Raw genomic sequence first — 19,868 nt, 5'->3', positions numbered from 1 at the left:
TCCTGATACAATCACATCAAAGGTTCCTGTATTGGGATTGTTGTTTTGAATGGTAATTGTTCCTTTGGGCTTACCAATGGATACAGTTGTTTTCGTTCCAGTCACACCAACTAATTGGCCATCATTTTGAACATAGTAAAGATGGATATTATACTCACCAACCGAGTTTTTGTGATTACTTGCCTTAACCGTTACTTTATAAGTTCCATCAGATTGTCTAGCAGCTGTATACCAAATAATATCATCTTGACCATTGACACTGGACCAAATTGGCACTTTCACTTCACGAACGCCATAAGGTGCACCGACATTTGAGACAATCACATCAAAGGTTCCTGTTTCAGGATTATTATTTTTAATAGTAATCGTTCCGGATAAAGCATTTTTTGCAATAGGTGCATGATCAGTAAAACGTCCAGTATAATCAACGCTTTGATCAAACACGTGGCGACCAGGTAGCAACTCAGCTTGCGAAGTAAACTGCCAAGCCCCTGCTTCACTATTATATTTCAATGTTTTTGCATCATCAGCACTTAATTTTGAAGTTGGATATTGGGCTACCCAGAAATTCTCTAAACCAAACCTCTCTGTTTGGATTGGTCCTTTCGTTCTGAGATTGTTTCGATCAAGCCAACTTGCACTTGTATAGTACATCAAATTGGAAAAACCCATACGCCGCATTTCATCCGCCCAAGCTTGAGTGCTTGTATTGATATTCGAAAGCATATCGGAATCTTCAATATCATTTACCATAACAGTTGATGACGGAAGTTTTAATCTCCTTGCTTCCTTTGCAAAATAGCGCGCTTCTGCTCTTGCTTCTGCTTCATTAGTATAGTGAGAAAAAGCATAAGCTGAGACTTGCATACCCGCAGCTTGTGCATTTTGTGATTGAGAAATTGCATAAGGATTTTTATAGCTCGTTCCTTCTGTTAGTTTAACAACAACGCCACTTACTCCTTTTTCAGCTAAGCGCTGATAATCTTCTTTGCTGATGTGACCATTATGACTACTGACATCTACAAAAGTTGATTTTTTCACTTGTGCATCAGTATTACTCCTAGCTGTTGCTTGATTATTTTGCGCAGCAAAAAAAGTTGATTTATTGTCTTTTTTAGTCTCATTTGCAACTACTGGATTTTCTTTCACAACTGATTTTTCTTTAGACGCTTTAGCCTCAGTTAAAGCAGTCGAGGAATCAGTTACTTCATTTTCAGATGAAGAAGATGAAGTTACTTGATTTACTGGAGATGTATGAGTAGCTTCTTTTGTTTGGAATTTAGGTGAAGAATCAGCTTCTTGTTTATTGAGCTCTACTGTTGTTTCTGAAGTAGAAGCTTTTACGGATTCAGCGGCAAAAACTTGATGCGAACTAGCTGCAATTAAAATAGCTGTGCTTGTTAAATAAAATAAACTTTTCTTTCTCACTTTTGTTCTCCATTTTAAAATCAGCCTGCTATAAAAGTCTAGCAAGCTGATCACTTTTTATAAGAATTATTTCACAAAGTCTAATAACGCAAGGAAACTTTCTGCTTCAAGTGATGCACCACCAACAAGAGCGCCATCAACATCTGGGCAAGCCATGTATTCAGCAACATTGTTAGGTTTTACTGAGCCGCCGTATTGTACACGAACTTTATCCGCTACTGCTTGGCCAAAATCTGCTGCAACTGTGTCACGAACAACTTTACACATTTTTTGTGCGTCATCTTGGCTAGCTGATTTACCAGTACCAATAGCCCAGATTGGTTCATATGCGATAACAAGTGAAGAAACTTGTTCTTCTGATAAGCCAGCAAGAGCGGCTGAAACTTGTCCACCTACGAATTCAGCAGCTTTACCTGCTTCATAAGTTTCAAGTGTTTCACCACAACAAATAATTGGAAGCATCCCATTTGCAAAGATTGCTTTTGCTTTTTTGTTGATATCTTCATCTGTCTCATGGAAGTATTCACGACGTTCTGAGTGACCAATTACAACATAATCTGTGCCCATTTCAGCCAACACTTTAGGGCTGTTTTCACCAGTGAAAGCACCAGCATCTTCAAAATAGCAGTTTTCTGCGGCAATTTTAAGATCAGAACCCTTAGCAGCTGCAAGAACTGTTGACAAGTCAAGGGCTGGAGCTGCGATACCAGCTTCAACAAGTTCTGATGAAGGCAATTTAGAAGCTACTGCTTCAACAAATGCTTTAGCTTCTTCTGGATTTTTGTTCATTTTCCAGTTACCAGCGATAAATGGTTTACGTGACATTTCACATACCTCTTCTTTTTTTATTTACATCTATCATTTTACCATAATTTAATAGAGAAATAAAGACTGAGTCTAATGAAATCATAAAAAAGAAAGCCCCGCAATAGCGGAGCTCGTTTGTCTGACTTTAATTGTTCATCTGGGAACTTAACTGAATTAAGCTTCGATTTCTGTAACCATACCTGAACCTACAGTACGTCCACCTTCACGGATAGAGAATGTAGTTCCTTGTTCTACGGCAATTGGGTGGATCAACTCAACATCAATTGTTACGTTATCACCAGGCATTACCATCTCAGTACCTGCAGGAAGTTCGATTGAACCTGTAACGTCTGTAGTACGGAAGTAGAATTGAGGACGGTAGTTGTTGAAGAATGGAGTATGACGTCCACCTTCTTCTTTAGTAAGGATGTAAACTTCACCTTTGAATTTAGTGTGTGGATGAATTGAACCTGGTTTAGCAAGAACTTGTCCACGTTCGATTTCGTCACGTTGGATACCACGAAGAAGAACCCCTACGTTATCTCCAGCAAGACCTTCGTCCAATTGTTTACGGAACATTTCAACACCAGTAACAACTGCTTTTTGGATTTCGTCACGAATACCAACAATTTCAACTTCATCATTGACTTTAACAGTACCACGGTCGATACGTCCTGAAGCAACAGTACCACGTCCAGTGATTGAGAATACATCTTCGACTGGAAGAAGAAGTGGTTTGTCAGTGTCACGTTCTGGTTCTGGAATGTATTCATCAACAGTATCCATCAATTCCATGATGATGTCTTCATATTTTTCATCACCTTCAAGAGCTTTAAGAGCTGAACCTTGGATAACTGGGATTTCATCACCTGGGAAATCGTATTCTGAAAGAAGGTCACGGATTTCCATTTCAACCAATTCAAGCAATTCTTCATCGTCAACCAAGTCAACTTTGTTCATGAAGACGATAAGGTATTTAACACCTACTTGACGTGAAAGAAGGATATGTTCACGAGTTTGAGGCATTGGTCCATCAGTTGAAGCTACTACGAGGATAGCTCCGTCCATTTGAGCAGCACCAGTAATCATGTTTTTAACGTAGTCCGCGTGTCCTGGAGCATCGATGTGAGCATAGTGACGTTTAGCAGTTTCATACTCAACGTGTGCAGTGTTGATAGTGATTCCGCGTTCGCGTTCTTCTGGAGCAGCATCAATAGATGAATAATCTTTTGGTTGGTTAACTGAACTTGGAAGACGACGTGCAAGTACAGTCGTGATAGCTGCAGTTAGGGTAGTTTTACCATGGTCAACGTGTCCGATTGTACCGATGTTAACGTGTGGTTTACTACGATCGTATTTTTCTTTTGCCATTTGAGTAAAAGCCTCCAATAAAATATATTTTATAGATAGACAGTAGGCAATACAGTCTAACTTTCTTTATTATTTTATCAAATTTTCTTCAAATTGCAAGTGTTTTACGCCTTTTTTATCAATTTATTCTTTGTCCAACTTGTAGTATGGTTGATTTGGTATAGAAGCTCCAATGCTTGATGCATAAATCCACTCCTTACCTTCCAACTGTGCAAAATTTTCAGCTTTTCCTGTCAAGATGACACCTGAGAATTTACAATTTTCAATATTTTTAAATGTCTTATTAAGATAATCCAATTCTTTTTTTGTACTATAAATTTCCCCTTTTGAAGTACTTATATTTATTAAACCATGCTTATCTTTTAATGAATTTTTAAGATGTGTTTGAAAAACATCGAAGCTATATTTTATATCATCTTTGATTACTTTAAAACCAAATAAGTTACTAATATCCAAGCTTGCAGTATTATAGTTTGAGTATGTACCAAGCCAATACCAATTAGCTTTCAAATTGGAAGGCAGCATGGTTTGTAATTCAGAATAAGTATAAGGTTTATCAAAAGTTACAGCTACTTCGACTAATTGCCCTTTCATTTCAGAAACTAGAGGTAATTCTTGGGATGGCTTTGCCATTATGTCGGTTTCATCATTATTTTTTATGTTAAAAAAAAGAGGAATCTTTACACGTCGCCCAGCATTAAATGCCATAACATTATTATTAACACCACTACTAAGGATTACAGAATCAGCCATGTGATCAATTTTTTCAAAATTTGGTCCAGCTGATGCGGTTACAGTATCATAGGGAACGATAACTCCGTCTAAATCTTTAGAACGAGTCAATTGATATAAATTGGAAAAATCATTTGTAGCATGAATATTATTGCTTGAATAAATATTTGGATAAGCAATTTGCGATCTATTTTCATAATAGTTCGTGACTTCTGTCATATGATGTATTGCCATTTTCTCCAATATGGTTCTTGTAGCTGTGTAAATACCGACAACAGATAACACAACTGCTATTGATAATAAAAGAATTTTCTTTGTATTTCTTCTCCTACTTTTCTTCGCAACGATTTCAAATGTTTCCATGATGATATCCTTTCTTTTCCAAAATCTGTCGAAGTTTCTTTCGACTGCGCATGAGCTGAACTTTGACTTTGCTCTTAGAATAATGGAGTACTTCTGCTATTTCTCCTGTTGAAAACCCTTGAAAATAATAAAGGTCCAACATGATTTTATCCTGTGTGGGCAACTTTTCCACCTCCTCCATGAGAAAGTCGTAGTCTGATCCTTCAACAATCAATTGATTTCCCTTTGTAAAAAAATCTCGTCTCAGGATTTCCATATAATGCTTATCACGCCGGTATTTATCAATATAACGGCGAATAGACACACGATACATCCAAGCTCGCATTTTTTCAGCAGGGATGACAAAATCAGACTCTAGCATTTTGATAAAAACATCTTGAACAACGTCTTCTGCTTGCTCTTTTGGAACGCCTGAGCCTTGCAGATAATAGACGATTTCTTTCGCAAAGGCAATCAAGACTTTTTCATAATCATCTAATTTGATATTCTCATCCCCCTTCCTTCACTAGTATAACGAATTGAAAGCGTTTCTGGTTACAAAAATATAAAAAAATCGGACTATTTCCGATTTTTTATTCTTCATCAGCCTGAATTTCTCAGTCCAGTCGCAATTCCATTGATTGTGACGTGAATCAACCTTTCTTCGTCAGGAGATAACTCCCCACGGCGTTGGCGTTTGATGAGTTCTAGCTGAATATAATTCAAGATATTAAAATAACGCATGCGGTAATCCAAACTGTCTCGCAAGTATGGATTTTCCTCTAACAGTTCATCATAATCTTCAATAGCAAGAATGACATTCTTGGTCAACTGCCACTCATCTAAGATTGTGTAATAGATTTCTTGAACTTTTTCATCTTCGCATAGTTTTGCATATTCAAAGGCGATATTCATATTCGACTTAGACAGCACCATGTCCACATTGGACAAAAGCGATTGGAAGAAAGGCCAGTTTTTATACATCTTTCTTAAGAAAGCTAGATTTTCTTTTGGATTTTCATCAATAAATTCTTTAAAGCTGGATCCGACGCCATACCAACCTGGGAACATCACTCGGCTTTGGGACCATGAAAAGACCCACGGAATGGCACGCAAGCCACCTATTTCGGTAATTGTCTTACGCGCAGCTGGTCGCGACCCAATATTAAAGCTGGAAATAGCTTTAATCGGGCTTGATTCAAAGAAATAATCATAAAAATGCTCATTGCCAAAAACCAGGTCACGATAAATTTGATAACTCCGTTTTACTACTTGATCCATAATATATTCATAACGATTTGAAGTGTTGGTATCACTTTTTTTCTTAGTAATCATACGGTTAATCGTTGCCGAAACCAGCATTTCTAAATTGTAATAAGCAGCGTCTTTATTTCCGTATTTATTGCCAATAACTTCTCCTTGCTCTGTCAGGCGAATTCGGTCATTGATACTGCGGAGAGGTTGAGCGGTGATAGCTTCATAAGTAGGTCCACCACCACGACCGACCGTTCCACCACGACCATGAAAGAATGTAATCTTCACACCAAATTCATCTCCGATAGCGGTCAATTGCTGTTGAGCTTTATAGAGAGTCCAGCAGGATGACAAGTAACCACCGTCTTTATTGCTATCCGAATAACCAAGCATGATTTCTTGATAGTTATTATTGGAGGCGATCCATTTCTGAGCAATTGGAAGAGATAAATATTTCTTCATCGTCTCATAAGAATTATCCAAATCCTCAATCGTTTCAAAGAGTGGCACGATCTGCACACGCGCAAATTCCCTATCAATAAGACCAACTTCTTTATGCATAACCGCCAACTCTAAAAGGTCAGACACACTTGTTGCATGAGAAATAATGGTTTGCTTAATGACAGCATCCCCTAGCTTGTCTTTCAACTCACGTGCTGTCTGAAAAATTTCTAATTCTTTTTGTAAAAGATCTGATCTTTTAGCGTGTGTTGCAGAAAGAATCCGTGGATCATAGAGAAGTTCATTCAGCAGAACATGACATTTTTCGTCCTCAGAAAGCTCGCTGTAATTCTCCACAATTCCTGCACTTGCTAACAACTCCGCAACGCAGGCTTCATGAACACTGGAATCTTGACGCATATCGATAGAAGCAAGGTAAAAACCAAATACTTCTACCGCTTGCAATAATTCAGTAAATTCGCCAGAAATCATTGCTTCGCTTTTATTCTCAAAAAGAGATTGTTTAATCGCTAACAAATCATGTTTAAATTCTTCAATTTTGTGGTAATGTGGCTCTGTCTTTATCTGATCAATAAAGTAAGCCTTTGTATTCTTTAATTTTGTTTGAATATAGTATAAAGCGCGACGATACAATTCTTTTTCGCGGTAAATAGAATTATCCTCTGATAAATAAGCCATTTCCTGTACCGCTTCACTGACTTTTACGATACCAGTTGACAAAGAAAACTCACGATACAGGTTAGCAACTTTTGTATCGTAATAATTCATAATCACTTCGCATTGTGTCAAAGCTGATTTTTTAAGCGTTTCAGATGTAACATACGGATTCCCATCTCGGTCGCCACCAATCCACATTCCCATTGTAATAGGGGTTGGATTTTTTAAGTCAATTCCATGTTTTTTAGCTAGACGCTTGTATTCTTCTGTTAGATTGGTCACTGCCTGTAAGAAAGAACTGTTGTAGTATTCCATCACATTAGTGATTTCATTCGTCACTTTTAATTTTTTCTCACGAATCATATCCGTGCGCATGATAATTTCTATATATCGCCGAAGATCATTATGCCATTTTTCTTCATTGAGCAAGCCCATTCGCACATCACGGTATTTACGTAACAAGACATGAATGTGATTGGTTAAATCCAACATAGTCGTCCGTTGCACTTGAGTTGGGTGAGCTGTTAAAACAGGTACAACATTTAAATGCTCTAAAATTTCAGCAGCATTTTCCTTTTCAGCAACTAAATCAATTGTTGTGGATAATTTTCCAAGATAATCTTGACCAACATTATTTTGATAGTTAATCTCAAAAGCTAAATCAACGTCTTCTGAAATATTGATCAAAAGAGGCAAGATAGAAAAATAACGTGAAATATAGGACATTTCCTTGTTCGACAGATTCTGAACAATTTCATTTAATCCTTCGTAATTTCCAACTGCTGCCAATTCTTTTAAAGCGATGATTTTTTCAAAGGTTTCAGGACTTAACATATTTTGTGTAACTTCTTCCAGTAAGTCCGTCAAAATCGTAACTTCTTCTTGGATGACTTCTTTATTATTGTAATTTTCTAATTTTTGAAGTGACATGATCTACACCTTTCAGTAAGCTTTTGCACAATCTCAAGTTAGCGAACAACTCTTAAACCGTGATTGGTTTCTTCTATTTCCCTATACAAACTTTCTCGTTTTTCATTGGCATCAATATTTAACACAAAAGCAATTGCAACAGATAATACCAACAGGCTATTTCCACCTTGTGACAAGAATGGGAAGGTCACACCAGTCGATGGAATCAAACCTGAAATTCCCCCAATATTGACAAAGGTTTGCGTCAGTAACATTCCACCAACACCAAGAGCCATCATAGAATTGAAAGGATCTTTCGCTCGTATTCCCACCAGAATGATCCGTAGAATAAGGAAAAATAAAAGAGCTAAAATCAAGCTGGCACCAATAAAGCCAAATTCTTCAATAACAATGGAAAAAACGAAATCTGTCTGTGCTTCTGGCAAATATCCGCGTTTCTCAATAGAGTTTCCCAATCCTAAGCCAAACCAACCGCCATTACTCATAGCATAATAGGAATTAGCTAGCTGGTGACCTGCACCTGACAGATCCTTAAATGGATTAAAAAAGGCACTAAATCGTTTTGCTACATACCCAAACACAGGAACCTTAGCGACTTTTTCCACACCAATGAGCCAAATACTGGTTAAAACAACTGTAGAAAGAGTGACCAGCACTCCGAGAAGAGTTGAAAACCAACGATAACCAATCCCACTAACCGTTACCATAATCATGGTCGTCAGCAAAAGAATGGTCGCATTTCCTAAATCAGGCAAGGCAGCCACGATTCCGATTAGCACGCTAGCAAGAATGCGCCAATCGTTCAGTGCACGCGGAATCAGTTGATTTCGCGTCAAAGCCTGATAGTCATAAGTTGCGATTTCATCTTGCTGATGAGAAAAACGCAGCGCTAGGAACCAAACCAGAATGATTTTTAAATATTCAGCTGGCTGAATGCTAAAACCACCAAAACGTAACCAACCGTGTGCTCCATTGATTCGTGCACCAAGGACACGTGATAAAATTAAGAGCAAGATTTCCACAAAAATAACAATGACAATCAATCGATTGTTTTTCAAGAAATCTAACTTTATTTTATAAATTAAAGCAATAGCAAGCAAACTGATTATCCAAAAAATTCCTTGATTTAAAACAGATTTGAGAGAATTGGCTCCTACCTGTACTAGAGTAGCACTTGACGTCGAATAAACAACTATCAGTCCTAAAATAGATAAAATCAAATAAGGAATTAAAATGGAATAATTCAGTAGGTGGCGTTTATCAATTTTCATAGTTCACCTATTATTTTAAAATTTTCACCGAACATTATACCATTTTTCAGGGTAAAATAAAAGTATTTAACGAACGGCGTTTTCGAAATCCTTTTGTTATCTAGGCTAAACTTTAACTAAAAAAAGAACAAGGCTATGAAATTTACTGTCACATTTTGAGCTTGAAAAAGTATTTATACACAAATAGCTTGATCGTACTCAATAAACCGCTTTCTTTAATATTTCAATTTGATGACAAATACTTATTTTCTACTAATTTATTTTGCTTTTTATCTGACTTTACGTTAAAATAAATTTATATGAGAAAGAGGATTAAACCGCTTGTTGTCTTTGTCTTTTTTGTGAGCTTTATTACGATTATTTTAGGAGCGAAGCATTATTCAGAAAGCAAGGAAACTAAACAGCAAAAGGCTGCCATTGAGCAATCATCCACTATCACTCCAAAACAAGCTGATATTTCTGATTCTAACAAGGAAGATAAGACCTACAAACCGATTATTGACCTGTCAGGTTGGCAACTACCAAGTGATATCGATTATGATCAATTAGCGAAAAATATCTCTGGCGCCATTATACGCGTGCATAGCGGAGCACAAGCAAAAAAAGAAAATGCTGCTACACATCTAAATGGGATTGACAAGTCCTATCAACGACATATCGAAGAATTTCAAAAGCGAAATATCCCTGTCGCTGTTTACGCTTATGTTGCTGGTAGCAGTAAGAAAGAAATGCAAAAAGCTGCCGAAAGTTTTTATAAGGCTGCTTCAAAATACAAACCGACTTACTACTGGCTAGATGTTGAAGAAAAAACTATGGAGGACATGAATGCTGGCGTTGAAGCTTTTCGTGCTAAGTTAGCATCATTAGGTGCTAAAAATATTGGGATTTATGTCGGAACCTATTTTCTTGAAGAACATAGTATTTCCACCAAAAAATTTACAGCGATTTGGATTCCAACTTATGGCTACAATGATGGTTATTACAACGCAGCTCCTAAGACAGACTTGAAATACGATTTACATCAATACACATCACAAGGTTCAATTAGTGGTTTTGCACATGATGTCGATCTCAATCAACTGTCTCCTTTAAAAAATCAGACAAAAACGTTTAAAAAATTATTTGGTAATAGAAAACAATGACTCTGTAATGGTTTTCAGTAAAAACTTTACAGAGTTTTTCTCTTCTTCTACTCCATTTATCACTACTTTCTTGTTTCTAAATATGATATAATAACTAGCATAGAAAAGTTTAGGGAGTAATGGATGATTTCTTGGTTGATAAGAATTTTAAAGGGAATTATCATCGCGCTAGGATTTATTCTCCCCGGGGTATCTGGTGGAGTTTTAGCTGCTATTTTGGGAATTTACGAGCGGATGATTTATTTTTTAGCGCATATAAGGGAAAATTTTCGGGATAATGTGCTTTATTTTTTACCTGTTGGCATTGGAACGGTGTTAGGAATTGCACTATTTTCCTTACCAGTTGAATATCTATTAGAACACTATAAAATCATTGTTTTATGGGGATTTGCAGGTGCAATTATTGGCACAATTCCAAGTTTATTAAACGAATCTATCAGAGAATCTGATCGCGATCGAACTGATGTTATTTGGTTCCTTACTACCTTTCTCATTTCTGGTATTTGCCTATATTTCCTCAATAGTTTCGTTGGAACTTTACCTGCAAATTTCTTGACATTTATTTTAGCTGGTGCGCTAATTGCACTAGGAATTCTCGTTCCAGGCTTGAGCCCTTCAAATTTACTTTTAATTTTGGGACTGTATTCTCCTATGCTAATCGGTTTCAAATCTTTAGATATTTTAGGAACTTTTTTACCAATCGGAATCGGCGGTTTTCTCGCACTTGTAATTTTTTCAAAATCTATGCATTATGCTTTAGAAAATTATCATTCTCGAGTCTATCATTTTATCATCGGTATTGTCTTGTCGAGTACCATTCTCATCTTGGTACCAAATCCTGGGAATAGCGAAAGTATTCATTATGCTAATACTTCTATCATCACTTTAGTTACTGCTGCCTTCTTCTTTGGTTTGGGAACTTGGCTGGGTGCTTGGATGAGCCAATTGGAGGAAAAGTATAAATAATGGCTAAAAAAACAAAAATCAAGAAAACCTTGGTCGAACAAATCTTAACGAAAGCTAAAATTAGCCACAAAGGGCTTCAAATTAATGCTTTAGGAGGAGAATTACCTGCAGAAATAGATCGTTCACAGATTTATAAGACATTAGCCCTAACAGGTGATAAAACAGGTGTTATCATTGGGATCTTGCCCATTACAGAACATCTTTCAGAAAAGAAACTAGCCAAACTCTCTGGTAACAAAAAAGTAAGTATGATCCCACAGAAGGATTTGGAAAAAACAACTGGTTATATTCATGGTGCAAATAATCCTGTCGGCATTCGACAAAAGCATCATTTTCCTATTTTTATTGATTATTCAGCATTAACACGCAAGACTATTATCGTATCGGCTGGAGAATTGGGACACAGTATTGAAATTAACGCAAAGGATTTAGCTGATTTTGTTGAAGCAGACTTTGCAGATTTAAAAGAGGATTCAAAATAGAAAGGAAACTGTATGAAACTCTACTTCGTTCGACACGGGAAAACTCAATGGAATTTAGAAGGACGCTTTCAAGGAGCCAATGGTGATTCACCGCTGCTTGAGACTTCTATTGAAGAATTGCACTTGCTTGGAAAACACATAGCTCACATTAAATTTGACAAAATTTTTTCAAGTGATTTACCACGCGCAATGGCAACTGCACAGATTATCAATAGTGAAAATCATTTTTCACAAGTCGTTGAGCCACATGCCGAGCTACGTGAATGGCAATTAGGCTCCCTAGAAGGACAGAAAATTTCTACGATTACGGCTATCTATCCTCATCAAATGGAAGCTTTCCGTCATAATCTGGCGAAATTTAACAACTCTATTTTTGGTGCGGAATCAGTCTACAATACTACACGACGTACAATAGACTTCATTAAATCACAAAAAGGACAATCTTATAAAAATCTTCTTTTTGTTGGTCATGGAGCGAATTTAACCGCTTCTTTACGTTTGTTATTAGGTTATGACTTTGCTCAACTTCGCCAGCAGGGTGGTCTCACAAATGGAAGTGTCACCATTCTTGAAACGCAAGATTTTGAGCATTTTACACTTCTTGATTGGAACAATGTTGATCACTTAAAAACAATTGAAACCGTGAGCGTATAAAATCATGGTTTTTTCTTTATTTATAGGTGAATTTCTGCCTTATTTATGATAGAATGAGGAAGGTAAACTTTAGGAGGAAGAATATGACTACTGAACATATTGAAGAATTAAATGACCAGCAGCTGATTCGTCGTGAAAAAATGGCTGCTTTAGCAGAACAAGGCATTGACCCATTTGGTAAACGTTTTGAACGTACTGCAGATTCTGCCCAATTAAAAGAAAAATATAATGATAAAACAAAAGAAGAGTTGCACGAATTAGCTGAAACTGCTACCATTGCGGGACGACTTATGACCAAGCGCGGGAAAGGCAAAGTCGGTTTTGCTCATATTCAAGACCGCGAAGGTCAAATTCAAATCTACGTCAGAAAAGATACTGTCGGTGAAGAGAATTATCAAATTTTCAAAAAAGCAGATATTGGCGACTTCCTTGGTATTGAAGGTGAGGTCATGCGTACAGATATGGGAGAGCTTTCGATTAAAGCAACTCACATTACACACCTCTCTAAAGCACTTCGTCCATTGCCTGAAAAATTCCATGGACTAACAGACGTTGAAACGATTTATCGTAAACGGTATTTGGATTTGATTTCCAATCGTGAAAGTTTTGATCGTTTTGTGACTCGCAGCCGTATTGTTTCTGAAATTCGTCGCTATCTTGACAACCAAGGATTCCTTGAAGTTGAAACACCTGTACTACATAATGAAGCTGGTGGTGCTGCTGCTCGTCCATTTATTACTCATCACAATGCACAAAATATTGATATGGTGCTTCGTATCGCAACTGAATTGCACTTAAAACGTCTGATTGTTGGTGGTATGGAACGTGTTTATGAAATGGGACGCATTTTCCGTAACGAAGGAATGGATGCCACTCACAATCCTGAATTTACTACAATTGAAGCTTATCAGGCTTATGCAGACTTTGAGGATATCATGGACTTGACAGAAGGGATTATCCAAAGTGCAGCTAAAGCTGTTACAGATGCCGAAAGTGTCCCTTATCAAGGTACTGAAATCTTTATCGGTCGCAAATTTGCACGTAAACATATGCTAGAAGCCATTAAAGAGCAAACGGGCATTGATTTCTGGAAAGAAATGACTCTCGAAGAAGCCACTGCACTAGCTAAGGAATACCATGTAACGGTTGAAAAGCATTTTACAGTCGGTCATATTATCAATGCTTTCTTTGAAGATTTTGTTGAGGATACCTTGATTCAACCTACATTTATCTATGGGCATCCAGTTGAAGTCTCGCCTCTTGCTAAGAAAAATGCAGATGATCCTCGCTTTACCGACCGCTTTGAACTCTTTATCGTTGGACGCGAATTTGCCAACGCCTTTACAGAGTTGAACGACCCAATTGACCAATTATCGCGTTTTGAAGCGCAAGCCAAAGCTAAGGAACTCGGAGATGATGAAGCGACTGGTATCGACTACGACTATGTAGAAGCTCTTGAATACGGTATGCCACCAACTGGCGGCCTCGGAATTGGAATTGACCGCTTAATTATGCTATTGACAGATGTCACTTCTATCCGTGATGTATTACTGTTCCCTACGATGAAGTAAATCTCGTTTAAAACATTGATTTAATATGGTTTGTAACTACTACTTGCCTAAATTTAACACCAATTTAACACCAAATTTTTGAAACTTGAAAAAAGCGTAAAAAATAGTGATTTTCAACAAAATACAAAAACCGAACTATCTCAGACCTAGATGATAAAATCTAAGAGAGATGTTCGGTTTTTAAAATACATAAATTCTTAAAACTTGTTTTGTCAGGGTTGGGTTTCATGATTTTAAAAAATCCTTAGCCATGGTCTTTGAAGACTATTTATTCTGTTCAATATTTGATTAAATTTCAAGTAATTTGAAATATCTCAGTTACTTCTTGGAACTTCTCTGTTTACATAAATTATCTTGTTCTACATGTCATTTCTTGTTAATTTTGTCCTTGGCAAAATCATCTATAGTACAGAAACTTATCTTTTTATTGAATGTATAATTTTTTAAATCTAATTTGTCAGGTTGTCCTTCAAATTGAGAAATAATCCATCTTTTTGGTTTAATAACACCTTCAATTATTTCCATATATTCACTGTCTACTTCTGCCATCGACTGTCCTAAAACTACCACTTCATCTATTGATTGCTCTACATAATCAGCTAAAAAAGCTTTTAACTCATCATATCGAAAAGTTTTCTTATTCGATTTATAAAATGAATTTACAACTTCTCTTTGCTGGTCGAGATAATAATCATAATATCCATCTTCATATAAAAATTTAATCTCATCTCTCTTAAGCTCTTTCTCATTGTCAGATAGTTTGCTATCATGTGAAATTTTATAAATTTCCTCTTCAAATTTGCTATAGATAGTTGCATTTGTCTCCAATAAAGAACGTTCTTCCTTCTTGTACCCAAATATTAACTTATCCTGATTTGGAAAATAACCATGGATATGGTAAACTTCTGAATGTTGTAAATCAAATAACGTTTCTAAAGTAGATGTATAATTAAATGATATTATTATACTATCATTAAAAAGACTCTTTCTGTACGGTGATTGTATAGATTGAATTTTAGACTCAGTGTTATTTATCATTTCATTTAAAGCATTATTCCTAGCTTCCAAAAACTGGTCAGTCAGTTCTACCATCTCTATAATCCCACCATCTCTATCAGATTCACGGTCTGATAAGTAATCCGGTCCTTGAGCATTTTCTTCGTATATGCAATCAATTGATATACTAGCCAGACTTTTTTCAAATTCTGACCAATTGACACCATAACTATCATACACTTCTCTCGCATTACCCATTGAATAAACATTTTGATAGGATAAATAATCCTTGAAATCACTTACTTTAGTTGGTAAACCAAAGTGCAAGTCAAACCCATTTCCTATGACAAATAATCTTCTTCTCATAAAGTCTCCGTAGTGTTCTTTTTATCAATGTTACCATATCTTTCTGAAGAATACTCTTTTTTGACACTAATTAGTCAAATGGTAGATCATAAGCTCGTCCAACATTTTTCTTTCCAAATACTTTCTTAAACATAGGTGATGATGCCAATATTAATCCAGCAGAATTATCCGCTCGACTCATCACACAGAGGGAGGTTTTAAGAGGATGAAGCCCTCGCTCCACACACTCAACGCTTGCATAGAAGGATTTCATATCAATAAAGGCAATATCACTGACAGGCTCTTTTGAATAGTCAATGATTCCCATAACCTAGTCCTCCAGAGGCATAAAGTTTCCGACAATTTTTCCGACAATGCGAGGATCATCGTCATAAGGAGCAAATTTGTCTTTGTATTTTTTATTGATGGAAACGAGGCGCAAGCCATCTTCTTCCAGGTAGACTCGCTTGATATAGGTCTGCTCATTCCAAACAACTGCATAAACTGCCCCATTATAATCAAAGCCCGTCTCACGGATTAGAGCAACGGAACCATTAGGATATTTGGGTTCCATAGAATCTCCTGAAACCCAAGAAGCGAAATCATGTCCTAGCTCCTCATTATAGTAGACCGTATCGTATTCTTTTTCTCCATAGATAGTGGCACCAAGACCAGCAGACATTTCTTCATAGACCCGATATTCATAGCGTGGTTCAGCAATAGAGACAACCTTCTTATTTTTCTCTTCTGCGACTAAGTCACGAGCATAAGACACAACTTGATCTTTTCCATTGGGTGAGAGGACATTATAAAGTCTGACAATCTCTATTTCAGTGAAATAACCTTTTGGGACGTTCAAAAGCTTCTCTAATAATGCCACTTTCTCAATAGAAGGTTCTTTGACTCCACGTTCCCAAGCAGAATAGGCCTGATAGCTAATTCCTAGCTTATCTGCAATATCTTTTTGTGTTAGTTTTAGCTCTTTCCTCCGAGCTTTTAATTTTTCTGGTTGATACTATTTTCAAAATCTTTTATTTTTGATGCAGAAAAAAACTTCTCCAATTCATCAAATGTATCATCAGCAATATTATTACCACAGAAAGAACAAATATCACCTTTTTCATGTAACTCAAAACCCGTTTTAGCAAAATTTATCTTCGGACTACTAGACAAACGGATTATGTCCTCTTCTTCCTCAATTGCAGAATTCAATAATCTATCATCATGTATTCCGCCAATAATTTTTCCATTATAATAGATAATAAATTCTCCCATCATAGCTCTATAACTAATATTATCTAATTCAGATACTTGTTCTAAAATAAAGTCTAAATATTCTTTGCTTGAAGCCATTTTTTATATCTTCTTTAATTACTAAAATTTCAATAGTCCATTTTTGTCAAACTTAAAATTTGGTCCCCATGCAACTTCCCAATAATATCCATCTAAATCAGAAAAATAGGCGTGATATCCACCCCAAAAGGTGTCTTGTGGTTCTTTTACAATTCTTCCACCAGCATTTCGTACTAATTCAATTACACTATCAACATCTTCTTTTTGTTCAACATTGTACGCTAATGTAATTCCGGGAAATCCATTTCTCTTTGGTGGGTTATTTTCATCAATATCTTTTGCCAATTGTTCTAAAGGAAATAGTTCAAATTTTGTTCCTGGAGTATTGAAAAAACATACTGGCGGATTATTTTCTTTACAGTCAGTCTTATATCCTAAACCATCTCTGTAAAACTTTATTGACTTTTCCATATCGCTAACACCTAAACAAATACAAGTAATCTTATTCATTACTACCTCCATAATTTCTAATTAACTTTCATCTAATAAATTAAGATTTGTCTTTCTCATCTGGCTTTCGCAGGTTTCTTTTCCGGAAGTTCAGCATACATACCATCCAGAAGTTCCAGAATTAGAGCCTTATCATCAAAACTATCAAATACATGCATCAAGGTTTTTGAATCTTCATACGGATAACGCAGTTCGGAATCTGCAAGCAGTCTGTCCGATGTCGGCGTTCTCTTTAAAAACAGTTCATTATTGCAAATGTCACCTATCAGCTTACCATTAAAATATACAAGGTATCCGCCCATCATAGATTTTATGACAATATCGCCGGATTTAGAAAAACTATCGCGAACATATTCATTAATTTCATTCACCTTGATTATCCCCCTCCAAATTCAAATTTATCTATATCGCCCTAATCTTATCATTTATTAATTTGATAAACGCTATCACTGTTTCTCCTATCATCGGAAGCCCGTAAGGACTAAATAGGAAGCCGATAAGCAATCCTGATATGCCAATTCCGACTTCTCCTTGATTGAAAGAAGCTAATGCTCCAAATATGCAACATCATAACGATATACAACAACGCCGTTCCTATGCCAAGCAAGAATGTCAGAAAAGTTGTTAAAATTGATAAGATAAGACTAATCGGGAATAAGATAATTTTCAATATAAATCGCATACACTACCTCTTTTTCAAATCCAATATTTGCGTTTGATTTTTTCGCCATTTTATACTCTTTTCCTATTTTAATCACATCCATTTTACCATATTTAAAGTAAGTTAAAAAGCACGATCACAGTGCTCGTATCTGTTTTAATATCTTCCTATAAATTTTTCTTTTGCAATTTTAGTATATCGTTTAATAAACTTACACTTTGCATCAGTGTAGCCGTCTCTATCATGTTCAAATTTCTTCCATAAGTTCAGCTTTAAATGTTCATATTCTTTCGCTACATTATGATTCTCACGTAAGTAATCTCTGAAATATAGTTCATCATTATCTCCGACAACTCTAATGTGAAGATGAAAGACTTTGTCTGCAAAACCTTGCTCCGTGTATCCTTTATTTAATGAGATTCGTCGTGTACTTTGACTCATGCATCACCAATTATTTTCAACAAGAATATTTTTCACTATTTCTAATTCTTCGGCTAATCGAACCTCAAGTAATATATCTACTATATTCTTTGCCCATATATTTTGAACCGCAGTACTACCAATATGAGATATTCTTACTATATATTTAGCTGGTATCAGGGACAAAATAGCAGTTGCTTCCTCATCATACCAATCCGCCCATTCTTTATTATGTTTTACAAGAAATATGGGAAACAACTGCCATAATTCTTCTAAACTCATATCTTCTAATTTTTTACTCAATCTGTTCTCCACTAGTTTGCATTTATTTCTCACATTTATTATCATTATAACATTTTCAATGTGCATCAGGCGTTTATTATTTCTGATTAAAACTTTTAGCTATCACTACACGAAAAAACAAGTCCAATCTAATCAGACTTGTTTCCTTTTTATTTTTATAAGGAGTTTACATAACGATCGACTGCTAGGATAGCACCTGCAATATCAGATGCTGAAATCTTAAACGGCATCTGATGAATGGTTTCACCTTCAATAGTAGCTTGCTTACCAACCTTGAGCAAATCATCATAGCTGGCATTTTCTAAATACATTTCTGCCAAGGTCGTGGGCATACCAATTTTCTGATAGAAACGAATATATTTTTCCAACTCCTCTTTTGGACGGTTTTCAAGAAAGAGCTGTGTTAGCGTTCCATAAGCTACTTTTTCTCCATGAGTCAGATGATGAATATCACCAGTCAGAGCTGTAAATCCATTGTGAATGGCATGAGCAGCAGCCAATCCACCACTTTCAAAACCAACACCGCTGAGAAGCGTATTAGCCTCAATGATATGCTCAAGAGCTGGTGTTACCACCTGCGCCTCACAAGCAGCCAGTGCTTGTAAACCATCTGCAAAAAGAGTTTCTTCACATTTTTGAGCAATAGCTGCGCCTGCTAAAGTCTGTCTTTGTCCCAGCATGGTCTCTCCATTTGCCTGCATAACCGCACGCGCTTCAACCCAAGTCGCTAAACCATCTGCAATTCCAGAAGCCAACAAGCGCTTTGGAGCTTGAGCAATGACCTTTGAATCTACTAGAACAAGATCTGGGTTCTTGGTGTAAAAAATATATTTTTCAAATGCTCCTTCCTCAGTATAAATTACTGAAAGAGCTGATGTTGGTGCATCTGTCGAAGCAATAGTCGGTGCAATCACGACGGGATTTCCCAATAAATCTGCAATTGCCTTAGCACTGTCAATTGTTTTTCCACCACCAAGACCAATCACTAGATCTGCTCCATCTTTTTCAGCTAAAGCAGCTACCCGATTGATTTCATTATCCGAAGCTTCACCATTAAAACTGACATGCAATATATGAAGTCCATAGCGAGTAAGACAGGATTGGAACTTCTTTCCTACAATTCGATAAACAGTGTTGTCACAAAGCAAAACTGGATGGTTTCCTAAGTTCAAAATCTGTTTTGCATTTTCAAATAAGGCATCTTCACCTTGAATATAGCGAGAAGGGCTTGCAAAAGTTCTCATAAAATACCTCTTCCTACGCAAAAATGG

The 19,868-nt window shown here is 36.4% G+C and carries 17 protein-coding genes and 4 pseudogenes; 5 read left to right on the top strand and 16 right to left on the bottom strand.

Features of this window, described 5'->3' with window-relative positions; all coding sequences use genetic code 11:
- The 7 genes from HMPREF1514_RS08135 to ftsW all read right to left on the bottom strand — a co-directional run.
- A partial coding sequence (locus HMPREF1514_RS08135; protein WP_037598607.1) for a GH25 family lysozyme occupies nt 1–1,428 on the bottom strand: 1,428 nt, incomplete at its 3' end.
- Nucleotides 1,429–1,494: 66 nt separating this feature from the next.
- Complete coding sequence (tpiA, locus tag HMPREF1514_RS08130) at nt 1,495–2,253, bottom strand: triose-phosphate isomerase (RefSeq protein WP_003042344.1); 759 nt, start codon at nt 2,251–2,253, stop codon at nt 1,495–1,497.
- A 156-nt stretch (nt 2,254–2,409) separates the two neighbouring features.
- The gene (tuf, locus tag HMPREF1514_RS08125) at nt 2,410–3,606 is read right to left on the bottom strand and encodes an elongation factor Tu (RefSeq protein WP_003023932.1); all 1,197 of its coding nucleotides are present in this window, start codon (nt 3,604–3,606) and stop codon (nt 2,410–2,412) included.
- A 123-nt stretch (nt 3,607–3,729) separates the two neighbouring features.
- Nucleotides 3,730–4,701, bottom strand: a complete 972-nt coding sequence (locus HMPREF1514_RS08120; protein ID WP_037598605.1) for an anti sigma factor C-terminal domain-containing protein — start codon at nt 4,699–4,701, stop codon at nt 3,730–3,732.
- The gene (locus HMPREF1514_RS08115; RefSeq protein WP_051426780.1) at nt 4,688–5,158 is read right to left on the bottom strand and encodes an RNA polymerase sigma factor; all 471 of its coding nucleotides are present in this window, start codon (nt 5,156–5,158) and stop codon (nt 4,688–4,690) included. Before HMPREF1514_RS08115 ends, HMPREF1514_RS08120 begins: the two co-directional genes overlap by 14 nt.
- Before the next feature lie 125 nt (nt 5,159–5,283).
- Complete coding sequence (gene ppc / locus HMPREF1514_RS08110; RefSeq protein ID WP_037598599.1) at nt 5,284–7,983, bottom strand: phosphoenolpyruvate carboxylase; 2,700 nt, start codon at nt 7,981–7,983, stop codon at nt 5,284–5,286.
- Between the two features lie 38 nt (nt 7,984–8,021).
- Nucleotides 8,022–9,254 (bottom strand): cell division peptidoglycan polymerase FtsW, encoded by a 1,233-nt coding sequence (gene ftsW, locus HMPREF1514_RS08105; RefSeq protein ID WP_037598597.1) that lies wholly within the window; start codon nt 9,252–9,254, stop codon nt 8,022–8,024.
- Nucleotides 9,255–9,553: 299 nt separating this feature from the next.
- Between ftsW and HMPREF1514_RS08100 the strand changes: the two genes are divergently transcribed.
- From HMPREF1514_RS08100 to lysS, 5 genes are all read left to right on the top strand, one after another.
- Nucleotides 9,554–10,396: a glycoside hydrolase family 25 protein gene (locus tag HMPREF1514_RS08100; RefSeq protein ID WP_003068529.1), complete on the top strand. Its 843-nt coding sequence runs from the start codon at nt 9,554–9,556 to the stop codon at nt 10,394–10,396.
- A gap of 123 nt (nt 10,397–10,519) precedes the next feature.
- The gene (locus HMPREF1514_RS08095) at nt 10,520–11,362 is read left to right on the top strand and encodes a DUF368 domain-containing protein (RefSeq protein WP_037598595.1); all 843 of its coding nucleotides are present in this window, start codon (nt 10,520–10,522) and stop codon (nt 11,360–11,362) included.
- Nucleotides 11,362–11,844: an aminoacyl-tRNA deacylase gene (locus tag HMPREF1514_RS08090; protein ID WP_037598593.1), complete on the top strand. Its 483-nt coding sequence runs from the start codon at nt 11,362–11,364 to the stop codon at nt 11,842–11,844. Before HMPREF1514_RS08095 ends, HMPREF1514_RS08090 begins: the two co-directional genes overlap by 1 nt.
- A gap of 12 nt (nt 11,845–11,856) precedes the next feature.
- Nucleotides 11,857–12,498 carry a histidine phosphatase family protein gene (locus tag HMPREF1514_RS08085; RefSeq protein WP_037598591.1) on the top strand — a complete coding sequence of 214 codons (642 nt, stop codon included), beginning with the start codon at nt 11,857–11,859 and terminating at the stop codon, nt 12,496–12,498.
- An 83-nt stretch (nt 12,499–12,581) separates the two neighbouring features.
- Nucleotides 12,582–14,069: a lysine--tRNA ligase gene (lysS, locus tag HMPREF1514_RS08080; protein WP_037598589.1), complete on the top strand. Its 1,488-nt coding sequence runs from the start codon at nt 12,582–12,584 to the stop codon at nt 14,067–14,069.
- 366 nt (nt 14,070–14,435) lie between these two features.
- Here the strand turns inward: lysS and HMPREF1514_RS08075 are convergent, their stop codons facing one another.
- The 9 genes and pseudogenes from HMPREF1514_RS08075 to HMPREF1514_RS08040 form a co-directional block, all read right to left on the bottom strand.
- A complete protein-coding gene (locus tag HMPREF1514_RS08075) occupies nt 14,436–15,431 on the bottom strand; it encodes an AbiH family protein (protein ID WP_037598587.1) in 996 nt (331 codons plus the stop codon).
- Between the two features lie 73 nt (nt 15,432–15,504).
- Nucleotides 15,505–15,738, bottom strand: a pseudogene (locus tag HMPREF1514_RS08070) (DNA polymerase); the annotation flags it as partial.
- A 3-nt stretch (nt 15,739–15,741) separates the two neighbouring features.
- Nucleotides 15,742–16,368 (bottom strand): S24 family peptidase, encoded by a 627-nt coding sequence (locus HMPREF1514_RS08065; protein ID WP_051426779.1) that lies wholly within the window; start codon nt 16,366–16,368, stop codon nt 15,742–15,744.
- Between the two features lie 251 nt (nt 16,369–16,619).
- A pseudogene (locus HMPREF1514_RS09330) lies at nt 16,620–16,763 on the bottom strand (TfoX/Sxy family protein); the annotation flags it as partial.
- A 21-nt stretch (nt 16,764–16,784) separates the two neighbouring features.
- A complete protein-coding gene (locus HMPREF1514_RS08055) occupies nt 16,785–17,213 on the bottom strand; it encodes a VOC family protein (protein WP_037598581.1) in 429 nt (142 codons plus the stop codon).
- Nucleotides 17,214–17,269: 56 nt separating this feature from the next.
- Complete coding sequence (locus HMPREF1514_RS08050) at nt 17,270–17,584, bottom strand: TfoX/Sxy family protein (RefSeq protein WP_003032465.1); 315 nt, start codon at nt 17,582–17,584, stop codon at nt 17,270–17,272.
- Between the two features lie 31 nt (nt 17,585–17,615).
- Nucleotides 17,616–17,895: pseudogene (locus HMPREF1514_RS09325) on the bottom strand (CD1845 family protein).
- A gap of 135 nt (nt 17,896–18,030) precedes the next feature.
- Nucleotides 18,031–18,597, bottom strand: a pseudogene (locus HMPREF1514_RS09530) (GrpB family protein).
- A gap of 155 nt (nt 18,598–18,752) precedes the next feature.
- Nucleotides 18,753–19,841: a glycerol dehydrogenase gene (locus HMPREF1514_RS08040; protein WP_037598577.1), complete on the bottom strand. Its 1,089-nt coding sequence runs from the start codon at nt 19,839–19,841 to the stop codon at nt 18,753–18,755.
- Nucleotides 19,842–19,868: the final 27 nt, after the last annotated feature.

The sequence above is a fragment of the Streptococcus sp. AS20 genome (genome assembly GCF_000524255.1).
Taxonomy (GTDB): Bacteria; Bacillota; Bacilli; order Lactobacillales; family Streptococcaceae; genus Streptococcus; species Streptococcus constellatus.
The sequence above is the reverse complement of the archived record's forward strand: the minus strand, read 5'-3'. Positions and strand labels throughout refer to the sequence as shown.